Genomic DNA, 12,361 nt, shown 5'->3' on the forward strand with positions numbered 1-12,361 from the left:
CCCGGGCCGGGGGCGGGTTTATCTGGCCCCCACCCACACCCCGGGGGGCCCCCCCCCCCCCGCGCCCCCCCCCGCGGGGGCCCCCGCCCCCCCGGCCCCCCCCCCCGGCCCCCCCGCCCCGCACCACGTCGACCGCACGAGACGGAGAGCCACCGGATGCAGTACGCAGTGGGGGCTCCGCTGCCACCGCCCCGCGGCCCGCTTCACACCCCCGGCGCCGGCATGACCATGAACTGGACGCCCCACCCCGGCCCGCCTCACCCGCCGGGCGCCCCGCACACCCCCGCGGCCCCACCGCCCCCGCCCGCCCCACCGGCGCCCGGCGCCCCCGCCCAGGGCTGGCCCGCCCCCGCTCCGCACCAGGCCCCGCACAGCGGGGACGTCACCGGCCACGTCCAGCTGCCCCCCGGCGCCCCCGTCCCGCTCCCCAGCCCGCCGCCCGGCAGCGCCGCCCCCGACGTCTCGGGGACCGCCGTCGCGGTGCTGCTGATCGGCCCGGCCGGCGCCGGCAAGACCAGCGTCGCCCGGCACTGGGCCGACACCCGGCGGGTGCCGACCGCGCACATCAGCCTGGACGACGTCCGCGAGTGGGTCCGCTCCGGCTTCGCCGACCCGCAGTCCGGCTGGAACGACAACTCCGAGGCCCAGTACCGCCTCGCCCGCCGCACCTGCGGCTTCGCCGCCCGCAACTTCCTCGCCAACGGCATCTCCTGCATCCTCGACGACGCCGTCTTCCCGGACCGCCCGGTCGTCGGCCTCGGCGGTTGGAAGCGCCACGTGGGCCCGGGACTGCTGCCGATAGTCCTGCTCCCGGGCCTGGAGGTCGTCCTGGAGCGCAACGCCCGACGCTCCGGCAACCGCCGCCTGACCGACGAGGAGGTGGCCCGCATCCACGGCCGGATGGCCGGCTGGTACGGCTCCGGCCTGCCGATCATCGACAACTCCCAGCACGACGTCGCCACCACCGTGCGCGCCCTCGACGAGGTCGTCGCCGGCAGCATCGCCAGCCCGCCGAGCTGGTAACCGCGCCCTTCCCCCGGGCGGCGCTCTCGAACGGCCGCCCCGGGACAGCGGTCGTACGCTGGCGATATGTCCGAGTTGTACGCGGTCCGACGCGCGCGGCTGCGCGACCGCTGCGCAGCAACCGGAAGCACCGCCGCCCTGATCTCGCGCCCCGCCAACGTCCGCTACCTCACCGGCTGCACCCCGCCCGGAGCGGCCCTGCTGCTCGGCCCCGGTGACGATGTCCTGCTCTGCGGCCGCCCGTTGACCGGTGACCCCACCGAGGGACGGCCCGCCGACGACGTCCGGACCTCGGTACTCCCCGCCCGCGGCGGCGACCCCGTCGTGGCCGCCGCCGGCCTCGCCGCCAAGCAGGGCGCCAGGACCCTCGCGGTGGAGGAGCACCACCTCACCGTCACCCGCCACCGGGCGCTCGCCCGGGTCGCCCCCGGGCTGCGCCTCGCCGACCTGGCCTGCGCCGTCGAGGCACAGCGGCTGGTCAAGGACGACGACGAGATCGCCTGCCTGCGGATCGCCGCCGAGATCAGCGACCAGGCGCTGGGCGAGCTCCTGGAGTCGATCCTGGTCGGCCGCACCGAGCGGCACCTCGCGCTGGAGCTGGAGCGCCGCCTGGTCGACCACGGCGCGGACGGCCCGGCCTTCCCGACCTCCGTCGCCACCGGCCCGAACTCCGGCCGCGCCGGACACCTGCCCTCCGACCGCCGCGTCGAGGAGGGCGACTTCCTCACCGTCAACCTGGGCGCCAACTACCGCGGCTACCGCTGCGAGATCGGCCGGACCTTCGTCATCGGCACCACCCCGGCGGACTGGCAGATCGACCTCTACGACCTGGTCTTCGCGGCCCAGAAGGCCGGTCGGGAGGCGCTGGCGCCGGGCGTGGAGTGCCACGAAGTGGACCGGGTGGCCCGTCAGATCCTGGAGACCGCGGGCCACGGCGACGGCCTCGGACTGTGGACCGGGCATGGAGTCGGACTGGAAATCGACGAGGACCCTCAGTTGTCACCCGGAGCCATGGGTAAACTGGACGCTTGCGTGCCGGTCACCGTCGAGCCAGGGGTCCACATCCCGGGCCGTGGGGGTGTCCGAATCGACGACACCCTCGTCGTCCGCCCCGAGGCGGACGGCGGACCCGAGCTACTCACGATCACGACCAAGGAGCTGCTCGCCCTCTGAGCCACCGGGCTCGCTGCGGGCGGTTCTGCGGTACCCACCACCTGTCCAGGAGATTCCGCAACCGTGGCTTCCACGAACGACCTCAAGAACGGCATGGTGCTCAAGCTCGAAGGCGGCCAGCTCTGGTCCGTCGTCGAGTTCCAGCACGTCAAGCCCGGTAAGGGCCCGGCCTTCGTCCGCACCAAGCTCAAGAACGTGCTCTCCGGCAAGGTGGTGGACAAGACCTTCAACGCCGGCGTCAAGGTCGAGACGGCCAACGTCGACAAGCGCGGCATGCAGTTCTCGTACATGGACGGCGACTACTTCGTCTTCATGGACATGGACACCTACGACCAGCTCCACATCGACCGCAAGACCGTCGGCGACGCGGCCAACTACCTCGTCGAGGGCTTCGACGCCGTCGTCGCGCAGCACGACGGTTCGGTGCTCTACGTCGAGCTGCCGGCCGCCGTCGAGCTGACCATCAAGCACACCGAGCCGGGCGTCCAGGGCGACCGTTCCACCGGCGGCTCCAAGCCCGCCGAGCTGGAGACCGGCCACTCGATCCAGGTGCCGCTCTTCATCACCACCGGTGAGAAGATCAAGGTCGACACCCGTACCGGCGACTACCTCGGCCGGGTGAACAGCTAACCGTGGCTGCCCGCACCAAGGCCCGTAAGCGCGCCTTCCAGATCCTCTTCGAGGCCGACCAGCGCGGTGCCGATGTGCAGTCCGTGCTCGCGGACTGGATGCGCCACGCCCGGACCGACCCGCGCCAGCCGCCCGTGCACGAGTACACCCTGGAGCTGGTCGAGGGGTACGCGGAGCGCGTCGCCCGGATCGACGAGCTGATCTCCACCTACTCCGTCGGCTGGGACCTGGACCGGATGCCGGCGGCCGACCGCTCGATCCTCCGGCTCGGCGCCTACGAACTGCTGTGGGTGGACGGTACGCCGGACGCGGTGGCGATCGACGAGGCCGTGCAGTTGGCCAAGGAATTCTCCACGGACGATTCCCCGGCCTTCGTCAACGGCCTGCTGGCCCGCTTCAAGGAACTGAAGCCGGGGCTGCGGCGCGAGGACGCGCGCTGAGCCGGTCCCGGCGGCCGGTGACCGGCTGACCGGACCCGAGGCACGACGAGGGGCCCGGGAGCGATGAGAACATCGCTCCCGGGCCCCTCGTCCGTCTGTTCCCGCCGCCGGCCCTCCCGGGGGTCTCCTCGGGCCTGTCCGATGGGTCATGGCCGGGGCCGACCCTGACCCATCGGACAGGCCCGAGGGCCCCAACGACGACCGCCGCTCCGGGCGGTGGCCCGGAGCGGCGGTACGTTTCTGCGTAGGAAGCGCGGGGCTTGGCCCGTCAGATCTCCTCGTGCTGCACGGCCCGGCGGGCGTCCGCGTCGAGCACGCCCCAGCTGATGAGCTGCTCGGTGAGCACCGAGGGCGACTGGTCGTAGATCACCGCGAGGGTGCGCAGGTCGTCCTGGCGGATCGAGAGGACCTTGCCGTTGTAGTCACCGCGCTGGCTCTGGATGGTGGCGGCGTAACGCTGGAGCGGGCCGGCCTTCTCCTGCGGGACGTGGGCCAGGCGCTCCAGGTCCAGCACCAGCTTCGGCGGCGGCTCGGCGGCGCCGCCCGGCGTCGTGCCCGGAAGCAGTTCCTGCACCGGCACGCCGTAGAAGTCCGCCAGCTCGGCGAGGCGCTGTACGGTCACGGCACGGTCGCCGCGCTCGTAAGACCCCACCACCACGGCCTTCCAGCGGCCCTGGGACTTCTCCTCGACGCCATGGAGAGAGAGGCCCTGCTGGGTACGGATGGCGCGGAGCTTGGCCCCGAGCTGTTTAGCGTATTCGCTGGACATAAAGCTCCCCAGACGGCTGTATCGACATGCGGCTCCGCCGCGTGGCTGGTAACTCACTGTGAGGTTACGCAGCGTAATCTGACTTCGTCAAGCCGAATGGGCCAGACCCTCACCCGTCAGGGGGGGGTGTACGGGTTCCAAAGAGCCTCCTGATAGCCTTAGGGCCGTAATTTCGACGTCCTTTAAAGTCCGTCCCGTGAGGCGGAGAAGGAGGTCCGTTTCGTATGGACGCACGCAGTTCCGACGCGAGAACTCAAACGCCCGCGCGCCCGGTGCTCGAAGGCCCGGACATCGCGCGGATGCTCACCCGTATCGCCCACGAAATCGTCGAGCGCGCCAAGGGCGCGGACGACGTGGTGCTCCTGGGAATCCCCACCCGCGGTGTCTTCCTCGCCCAGCGGCTGGCCGCCAAGCTGGAAGAGATCACCGGCCGCGCCATTCCGGTCGGCTCGCTCGACATCACGATGTACCGTGACGACCTGCGGCTGGGCCCGGCCCGCACGCTGGGGCGCACGGAGATCCCCGGTGACGGCATCGAGGGCCGGCTGGTCCTCCTCGTCGACGACGTGCTCTTCTCCGGGCGCACCATCCGGGCCGCCCTGGACGCCCTGGGCGACATCGGGCGCCCGCGCGCCGTACAGCTCGCCGTCCTGGTCGACCGCGGCCACCGCGAGCTGCCCATCCGCGCCGACTACGTGGGTAAAAACCTCCCCACCTCGCTGCGGGAAGCGGTCAAGGTCCAGCTCACCGAGGAGGACGGCCGCGACGCCGTGCTGCTCGGCCTGCGCTCCACCTCGCCCCGCCCCGGCGACGCCGAGTCCGCGGAAGCCGAGCGAGAAGCTCCGGCCGGCGGGCGCTGACGCCGCACACGTACGGACCCGGTGACCCCGGGCCGACAGTCATGCCCGCTCGACGGACATTCCCGTATACCTCCCTCACCCCCGGAGAAACCGGATGAAGCGTCACCTCATCTCGGCCGCCGATCTCACGCGGGACGACGCCGTGCTGATCCTCGACACCGCCGAGGAAATGGCCCGGGTCGCCGACCGGCCGATCAAGAAACTGCCCGCCCTGCGCGGACGCACCGTCTGCAATCTCTTCTTCGAGGACTCGACCCGGACCCGGATCTCGTTCGAGGCCGCCGAGAAGCGGCTCTCCGCGGACGTCATCAACTTCGCCGCCAAGGGCTCCAGCGTCTCCAAGGGCGAGTCCCTCAAGGACACCGCCCAGACCCTGGAGGCGATGGGCGTCGACGCCGTCGTCATCCGGCACAGCGCCTCCGGCGCCCCCTACCGGCTGGCCACCTCCGGCTGGATCGACGCCCCCGTCATCAACGCCGGCGACGGCACCCACCAGCACCCCACCCAGGCCCTGCTGGACGCCTTCACCATGCGGCGGCGGCTCGTCGGCCCGGACGCCGGGCTCGGCCGGGACCTCGACGGCAGGCGCATCACCCTCGTCGGCGACGTGCTGCACAGCCGGGTGGCCCGCTCCAACGTGGACCTGCTGCACACCCTCGGCGCCGAGGTCACCCTCGTCGCGCCGCCCACCCTCGTACCGGTCGGCGTCGAGACCTGGCCGTGCGAGGTCTCCTACGACCTCGACGCCGTGCTGCCCAAGTCCGACGCCGTGATGATGCTGCGGGTCCAGCGGGAGCGGATGAACGCGGCCTTCTTCCCGACCGAGCGGGAGTACTCGCGCCGCTACGGCCTGGACGGCGACCGGATGGCGCGGATGCCCGAGCACGCCCTCGTGATGCACCCCGGCCCGATGGTCCGCGGCATGGAGATCACCGCCGAGGTCGCCGACTCCGACCGCTGCACGGTCATCGAGCAGGTCGCCAACGGCGTCTCGATCCGCATGGCCGTGCTCTACCTGCTGCTCGGCGGCAACGAGCCCGCCCGCCCGTCGCCCACCACCACCCTTGGATCGAGGCGCTCCGCGCCCACCTCTGAATCCCGTACCGAGGAGAAGTAAGACCATGAGCAAGATCCTGATCCGCGGTGCGAAGGTGCTCGGCGGCGCGCCCCAGGACGTGCTGATCGACGGCGAGACCATCGAGGCGGTCGGAGGCGGGCTGTCCGCCGAGGGCGCCGAGGTGATCGAGGCCGACGGGAAGATCCTGCTGCCCGGCCTCGTGGACCTGCACACCCACCTGCGCGAGCCGGGCCGTGAGGACTCCGAGACGGTGCTGACCGGCACCCGGGCCGCGGCCAGCGGCGGCTTCACCGCGGTGTTCGCCATGGCCAACACCTTCCCGGTCGCCGACACCGCCGGCGTCGTCGAGCAGGTCTACCGGCTCGGCAAGGACCACGGCTACTGCGACGTGCAGCCCATCGGCGCCGTCACCGTCGGCCTGGAGGGCAAGAAGCTGGCCGAGCTGGGCGCGATGCACGAGTCGGCGGCCGGCGTCACGGTCTTCTCCGACGACGGCAAGTGCGTCGACGACGCGGTGATCATGCGGCGGGCCCTGGAGTACGTGAAGGCGTTCGGCGGCGTCGTCGCCCAGCACGCCCAGGAGCCGCGGCTGACCGAGGGTGCCCAGATGAACGAGGGCATCGTCTCGGCCGAGTTGGGGCTGGGCGGCTGGCCGGCCGTCGCCGAGGAGTCGATCATCGCCCGGGACGTGCTGCTCGCCGAGCACGTCGGCTCCCGGGTGCACATCTGTCACCTGTCGACCGCCGGCAGCGTCGAGATCGTCCGGTGGGCCAAGTCCCGCGGCATCGACGTGACCGCCGAGGTCACCCCGCACCACCTGCTGCTCACCGACGAGTTGGTGCGCAGCTACAACCCGGTCTACAAGGTCAACCCGCCGCTGCGCACCGAGCGCGACGTCATGGCGCTGCGCGAGGCCCTCGCCGACGGCACCATCGACATCGTCGCCACCGACCACGCCCCGCACCCGCACGAGGACAAGGACTGCGAGTGGGCCGCGGCCGCGATGGGCATGGTGGGCCTGGAGACCGCGCTGTCGGTCGTCCAGCACACCATGGTCGAGACCGGGCTGCTGGACTGGGCCGGCGTCGCCGACCGGATGTCCGCCACCCCGGCGCGGATCGGCTCCCTGGCCGGTCAGGGGCGCCCCATCGTCGCCGGTGAGCCTGCCAACCTCACCCTGCTCGATTCCGCTTACCGTGGAGAGGTGGACCCCGCGGGCTTCGCCTCCCGCAGCCGCAACACCCCCTACGAGGGCCGTGAGCTGCCGGGACGCGTCACCCACACCTTCCTGCGGGGCCGCGCAACGGTCGTCGACGGGAAGCTCGCGTGACTCCTCAACTCCTCACCCTGGCCGCGGCGCAGCACTCCGCCCCGGTCACCGACTGGTCCGGGCGCATCGCCTGGGTGGTCGGCCTCCTGGTCTTCGTCGCCTTCGTCTACTGGCTGATGCGCCAGGGCTGGAAGTGGCGCGGCACCCTCCAGGGCGACCTGCCCGAGCTGCCCGCCGCACCGGACGACGCGGGCGAGCCGCTGCTCACACTCAGCGGCCGCTACCACGGCTCGACCACCGCCGGGCAGTGGCTCGACCGGATCGTCGCCCACGGCCTGGGCACCCGCAGCCGCGCCGAACTGACCCTGACCGACCGGGGTTTGGTCGTCGAACGGCCCGGCGCCACGGACTTCTTCATCCCGGCCGCCGCGCTGCGCGGCGCCCGCCTGGAGGCGGGCATCGCCGGCAAGGTCCTCCCGGAGGGCGGCCTGCTGGTCGTCACCTGGGAGCTGGGCGGCAAGCAGATCGACTCCGGCTTCCGCTCCGACCGGGCAGCGGAGCACCCGGCCTGGGTCGCGGCCCTGGACCGGCTCAGCAGCGAGCACACCACCGAGCACACCGAAACGGAAGGCGCACGATGACGACCTCCACCAAGGGGACCGCCAAGATCCCCGCCGTACTCGTCCTGGAGGACGGCCGCACCTTCCGCGGCCGCGCCTACGGGGCCGTGGGGGAGACCTTCGGCGAGGCGGTGTTCTCCACCGGCATGACCGGCTACCAGGAGACGCTGACCGACCCCTCCTACCACCGCCAGGTGGTCGTCATGACCGCCCCGCACGTCGGCAACACCGGCGTGAACGACGAGGACCCCGAGTCGCAGCGGATCTGGGTCTCCGGCTACGTCGTCCGCGACCCCGCCCGGATCCCGTCCAACTGGCGCTCCCGCCGCTCCCTCGACGAGGAGCTGCGCCGCCAGGGCGTCGTCGGCATCAGCGGCGTCGACACCCGGGCGCTCACCCGCCACCTGCGTGAGCGCGGTGCGATGCGGGTCGGGATCTTCTCCGGCAACGCGCTGCCCGACGAGGGCACCATGCTCGCCGAGGTCCGCCAGCAGCCCGAGATGCAGGGCGCCGACCTCTGCGCGCAGGTCACCACCAAGGAGGCGTACGTCGTCCCGGCCATCGGTGAAAGGAAGTTCACCGTCGCCGCGATCGACCTCGGCATCAAGGGCATGACCCCGCAGCGGATGGCCGAGCGCGGCATCGAGGTGCACGTCCTGCCGGCCACCGCCACCGCCGAGGACGTCTACGCGGTCAACCCCGACGGCGTGTTCTTCTCCAACGGCCCCGGCGACCCGGCCACCGCCGACCACGCGGTCTCGGTGATGCGCGAGGTGCTGTCCCGGAAGACCCCGCTGTTCGGCATCTGCTTCGGCAACCAGATCCTGGGCCGGGCGCTGGGCTTCGGCACGTACAAGCTCAAGTACGGGCACCGCGGCATCAACCAGCCGGTGCAGGACCGCACGACCGGCAAGGTCGAGATCACCGCGCACAACCACGGGTTCGCCGTGGACGCGCCGCTCGACAAGGTCTCCGACACCCCCTTCGGCCGGGCCGAGGTCACCCACGTCTGCCTCAACGACAACGTGGTGGAGGGGCTCCAGCTCCTGGACCAGCCGGCCTTCAGCGTGCAGTACCACCCCGAGGCGGCCGCCGGCCCGCACGACGCCGCGTATCTCTTCGATCGCTTCACGTCTTTGATGAACACCGTCCTGATGGAGGGCCAGCGTGCCTAAGCGCACCGATATCCAGTCCGTCCTGGTCATCGGCTCCGGCCCGATCGTCATCGGTCAGGCCGCCGAGTTCGACTACTCCGGTACCCAGGCTTGCCGGGTCCTCAAGTCCGAGGGCCTGCGCGTCATCCTGGTCAACTCCAACCCGGCCACGATCATGACCGACCCGGAGATCGCCGACGCCACCTACGTCGAGCCGATCACCCCGGAGTTCGTCGAGAAGATCATCGCCAAGGAGCGCCCCGACGCCCTGCTGCCGACCCTCGGTGGCCAGACGGCGCTCAACACCGCCATCTCGCTGCACGAGGCCGGCACCCTCGACAAGTACGGCGTCGAGCTGATCGGCGCCAACGTCGAGGCGATCCACAAGGGCGAGGACCGCGACCAGTTCAAGGAGGTCGTGGAGGCCGTCCGCCGCAAGATCGGGCACGGCGAGTCCGCGCGCTCCTACATCTGCCACTCCATGGACGACGTCCTCAAGGGCGTTGAGGAGCTCGGCGGTTACCCGGTCGTGGTCCGCCCGTCCTTCACCATGGGCGGCGCCGGCTCCGGCTTCGCGCACGACGAGGAGGAGCTGCGCCGGATCGCCGGCCAGGGCCTGACCCTCTCGCCGACCACCGAGGTGCTCCTGGAGGAGTCCATCCTCGGGTGGAAGGAGTACGAGCTGGAGCTGATGCGCGACAAGCACGACAACGTCGTGGTCGTCTGCTCCATCGAGAACTTCGACCCGATGGGCGTGCACACCGGCGACTCGATCACCGTCGCGCCGGCGATGACGCTCACCGACCGCGAGTACCAGATCCTCCGGGACATCGGCATCGCGGTGATTCGCGAGGTCGGCGTGGACACCGGCGGCTGCAACATCCAGTTCGCGGTGAACCCCGAGGACGGCCGGGTCATCGTCATCGAGATGAACCCCCGGGTCTCCCGCTCCTCGGCGCTGGCCTCCAAGGCCACCGGCTTCCCGATCGCGAAGATCGCCGCCCGGCTCGCCGTCGGCTACACCCTCGACGAGATCCCCAACGACATCACCGAGCAGACCCCGGCGTCGTTCGAGCCCACCCTCGACTACGTCGTCGTCAAGGTCCCGCGGTTCGCCTTCGAGAAGTTCCCGGCCGCCGACGCCACGCTCACCACCACCATGAAGTCGGTCGGCGAGGCGATGGCTATCGGTCGCAACTTCACCGAGGCGCTCAACAAGGCGCTGCGCTCGCTGGAGAAGAAGGGCAGCCAGTTCGACTTCACCGGCGAGCCCGGCGCGAAGGCGGAGCTGCTGGAGCGGGCCAAGGTCCCCACCGACGGCCGGATCAACACCGTGATGGCCGCGATCCGGGCCGGTGCCACCCCGCAGGAGGTCTTCGACGCCACCAAGATCGACCCGTGGTTCGTCGACCAGCTCTTCCTCGTCAAGGAGGTCGCCGACGAGATCGCGGCCGCCGACAAGCTGGACCCCGAAGTCCTTGCGGATGCAAAGCGTCACGGCTTCTCCGACGCCCAGATCGCCGCCCTCCGCGGCCTGCGCGAGGAGGTCGTCCGCGAGGTCCGGCACGCCCTCGGCCTCCGCCCGGTCTACAAGACGGTCGACACCTGCGCCGCCGAATTCGCCGCCCGCACCCCGTACTTCTACTCGTCCTACGACGAGGAGAGCGAGGTCGCGCCGCGCGAGAAGCCCGCGGTGATCATCCTGGGCTCCGGCCCCAACCGCATCGGCCAGGGCATCGAGTTCGACTACTCCTGCGTCCACGCCAGCTTCGCGCTGAGCGACGCCGGCTACGAGACCGTGATGGTCAACTGCAACCCGGAGACCGTCTCCACCGACTACGACACCTCCGACCGGCTCTACTTCGAGCCGCTCACCCTGGAGGACGTGCTGGAGATCGTGCACGCCGAGCAGCAGGCCGGGCCGGTCGCCGGCGTCGTCGTCCAGCTCGGCGGGCAGACCCCGCTCGGCCTGGCCCAGGCGCTCAAGGACAACGGCGTGCCGATCGTGGGCACTTCGCCGGAGGCGATCGACCTCGCCGAGGAGCGCGGCGCGTTCGGCCGGGTGCTGACCGAGGCCGGACTGCCGGCCCCCAAGTACGGCACCGCCTTCTCCTTCGACGAGGCCAAGACGATCGCCGCCGAGATCGGCTACCCGGTCATGGTCCGCCCGTCCTACGTCCTCGGCGGCCGCGGCATGGAGATCGTCTACGACGAGCCCTCGCTGGCCGAGTACCTTCAGCGGCACGCCGGCCTGATCGACCAGCACCCGGTCCTGATCGACCGGTTCCTCGACGACGCCATCGAGATCGACGTCGACGCGCTCTACGACGGTCACGAGCTCTACCTCGGCGGCGTCATGGAGCACATCGAGGAGGCCGGCATCCACTCCGGCGACTCCGCCTGCGCGCTGCCCCCGATCACCCTCGGCGGCTTCGACATCAAGCGGCTGCGGGCCTCAACGGAGGCCATCGCCAAGGGAGTTGGCGTCCGCGGCCTGATCAACATCCAGTTCGCGATGGCCGGCGACATCCTCTACGTCCTGGAGGCCAACCCGCGCGCCTCGCGGACCGTGCCGTTCACCTCGAAGGCCACCGCGGTGCCGCTGGCCAAGGCCGCCGCCCGGATCTCGCTGGGCGCCACCATCGCCGAGCTGCGCGCCGAGGGCATGCTGCCCAAGACCGGGGACGGCGGCACGCTGCCGCTGGACGCCCCGATCTCCGTCAAGGAGGCGGTCCTGCCCTGGTCGCGCTTCCGGGACCGCTCGGGCCGCGGCGTGGACACCATCCTCGGCCCGGAGATGCGCTCCACCGGCGAGGTCATGGGCATCGACTCGGTCTTCGGCACGGCCTACGCCAAGTCGCAGTCCGGCGCCTATGGCGCGCTGCCCACCAAGGGCCGGGCGTTCGTCTCCGTCGCCAACCGCGACAAGCGCTCGATGATCTTCCCGGCCCGCGAACTGGTCGCCCACGGCTTCGAGTTGCTGGCCACCTCCGGTACCGCCGAGGTGCTGCGCCGCAACGGCATCAAGACCACCGTGGTGCGCAAGCACTCCGAGGGCGAGGGGCCGAACGGCGAGAAGACCATCGTCCAGCTCATCCACGACGGCGAGGTCGACCTGATCGTCAACACCCCCTACGGGACCGGCGGTCGGCTCGACGGCTACGACATCCGCACCGCCTCCGTGGCGCGCGGCATCCCCTGCCTGACCACGGTCCAGGCGCTGGCCGCCGCCGTCCAGGGCATCGAGGCGATGTCCCGGGGTGACGTCGGGGTGCGCTCCCTCCAGGAGCACGCCAGGCACCTGACGGCGGCCCGCGAGGAGTGAGGCCCGGAGGGGGACACCA

Annotated in this window: 11 protein-coding genes; 10 read left to right on the forward strand and 1 reads right to left on the reverse strand. The window is 71.4% G+C overall.

Annotated elements, in window-relative coordinates; genetic code table 11:
* The first annotated feature begins 156 nt into the window (after positions 1 to 156).
* From ACFVFQ_RS20950 to nusB, 4 genes are all read left to right on the forward strand, one after another.
* On the forward strand, positions 157 to 1,023 hold the full coding sequence (locus tag ACFVFQ_RS20950) for a Pro-rich N-terminal domain-containing protein (protein ID WP_383418153.1): 867 nt from the start codon (positions 157 to 159) through the stop codon (positions 1,021 to 1,023).
* Positions 1,024 to 1,089: 66 nt separating this feature from the next.
* Positions 1,090 to 2,196 carry an aminopeptidase P family protein gene (locus ACFVFQ_RS20955; protein ID WP_383418155.1) on the forward strand — a complete coding sequence of 369 codons (1,107 nt, stop codon included), beginning with the start codon at positions 1,090 to 1,092 and terminating at the stop codon, positions 2,194 to 2,196.
* Positions 2,197 to 2,259: 63 nt separating this feature from the next.
* Positions 2,260 to 2,826 carry an elongation factor P gene (efp, locus tag ACFVFQ_RS20960; RefSeq protein WP_383418157.1) on the forward strand — a complete coding sequence of 189 codons (567 nt, stop codon included), beginning with the start codon at positions 2,260 to 2,262 and terminating at the stop codon, positions 2,824 to 2,826.
* Positions 2,827 to 2,828: 2 nt separating this feature from the next.
* On the forward strand, positions 2,829 to 3,266 hold the full coding sequence (gene nusB / locus ACFVFQ_RS20965) for a transcription antitermination factor NusB (protein WP_383418159.1): 438 nt from the start codon (positions 2,829 to 2,831) through the stop codon (positions 3,264 to 3,266).
* Positions 3,267 to 3,534: 268 nt separating this feature from the next.
* Here nusB and bldD read toward each other — a convergent pair whose 3' ends face one another.
* Positions 3,535 to 4,035, reverse strand: coding sequence for a transcriptional regulator BldD (gene bldD / locus ACFVFQ_RS20970; RefSeq protein WP_018539834.1), 501 nt, complete (start codon positions 4,033 to 4,035; stop codon positions 3,535 to 3,537).
* 224 nt (positions 4,036 to 4,259) lie between these two features.
* Here bldD and pyrR point away from each other — a divergent pair, with 224 nt between their 5' ends.
* From pyrR to carB, 6 genes are all read left to right on the forward strand, one after another.
* Positions 4,260 to 4,895 (forward strand): bifunctional pyr operon transcriptional regulator/uracil phosphoribosyltransferase PyrR, encoded by a 636-nt coding sequence (pyrR, locus tag ACFVFQ_RS20975; RefSeq protein ID WP_383418161.1) that lies wholly within the window; start codon positions 4,260 to 4,262, stop codon positions 4,893 to 4,895.
* Positions 4,896 to 4,989: 94 nt separating this feature from the next.
* Complete coding sequence (locus tag ACFVFQ_RS20980; protein ID WP_383418163.1) at positions 4,990 to 6,012, forward strand: aspartate carbamoyltransferase catalytic subunit; 1,023 nt, start codon at positions 4,990 to 4,992, stop codon at positions 6,010 to 6,012.
* 4 nt (positions 6,013 to 6,016) lie between these two features.
* Positions 6,017 to 7,303 carry a dihydroorotase gene (locus tag ACFVFQ_RS20985; RefSeq protein WP_383418165.1) on the forward strand — a complete coding sequence of 429 codons (1,287 nt, stop codon included), beginning with the start codon at positions 6,017 to 6,019 and terminating at the stop codon, positions 7,301 to 7,303.
* Entirely contained in the window at positions 7,300 to 7,884 is a 585-nt protein-coding gene (locus ACFVFQ_RS20990) for a hypothetical protein (RefSeq protein WP_383418167.1), read from the forward strand. Before ACFVFQ_RS20985 ends, ACFVFQ_RS20990 begins: the two co-directional genes overlap by 4 nt.
* Entirely contained in the window at positions 7,881 to 9,038 is a 1,158-nt protein-coding gene (carA, locus tag ACFVFQ_RS20995) for a glutamine-hydrolyzing carbamoyl-phosphate synthase small subunit (RefSeq protein ID WP_383418169.1), read from the forward strand. The genes ACFVFQ_RS20990 and carA overlap by 4 nt, the downstream gene beginning before the upstream one ends.
* Complete coding sequence (gene carB / locus ACFVFQ_RS21000) at positions 9,031 to 12,342, forward strand: carbamoyl-phosphate synthase large subunit (RefSeq protein ID WP_383418171.1); 3,312 nt, start codon at positions 9,031 to 9,033, stop codon at positions 12,340 to 12,342. Before carA ends, carB begins: the two co-directional genes overlap by 8 nt.
* The last annotated feature ends 19 nt before the right edge of the window (positions 12,343 to 12,361 follow it).

This window comes from Streptomyces sp. NPDC057743 (assembly GCF_042798755.1).
GTDB lineage: Bacteria > Actinomycetota > Actinomycetes > Streptomycetales > Streptomycetaceae > Streptomyces.

What these genes read in the sequence shown, in the direction of transcription:
- ACFVFQ_RS20980 (WP_383418163.1), top strand. Translation starts at nt 4,990, where the DNA reads ATGAAGCGTCACCTCATCTCGGCCGCCGATCTCACGCGGGACGACGCC.
- ACFVFQ_RS20955 (WP_383418155.1), top strand. Translation starts at nt 1,090, where the DNA reads ATGTCCGAGTTGTACGCGGTCCGACGCGCGCGGCTGCGCGACCGCTGC.
- ACFVFQ_RS20950 (WP_383418153.1), top strand. Translation starts at nt 157, where the DNA reads ATGCAGTACGCAGTGGGGGCTCCGCTGCCACCGCCCCGCGGCCCGCTT.
- pyrR (WP_383418161.1), top strand. Translation starts at nt 4,260, where the DNA reads ATGGACGCACGCAGTTCCGACGCGAGAACTCAAACGCCCGCGCGCCCG.
- bldD (WP_018539834.1), bottom strand. Translation starts at nt 4,035, where the DNA reads ATGTCCAGCGAATACGCTAAACAGCTCGGGGCCAAGCTCCGCGCCATC.
- carA (WP_383418169.1), top strand. Translation starts at nt 7,881, where the DNA reads ATGACGACCTCCACCAAGGGGACCGCCAAGATCCCCGCCGTACTCGTC.
- ACFVFQ_RS20985 (WP_383418165.1), top strand. Translation starts at nt 6,017, where the DNA reads ATGAGCAAGATCCTGATCCGCGGTGCGAAGGTGCTCGGCGGCGCGCCC.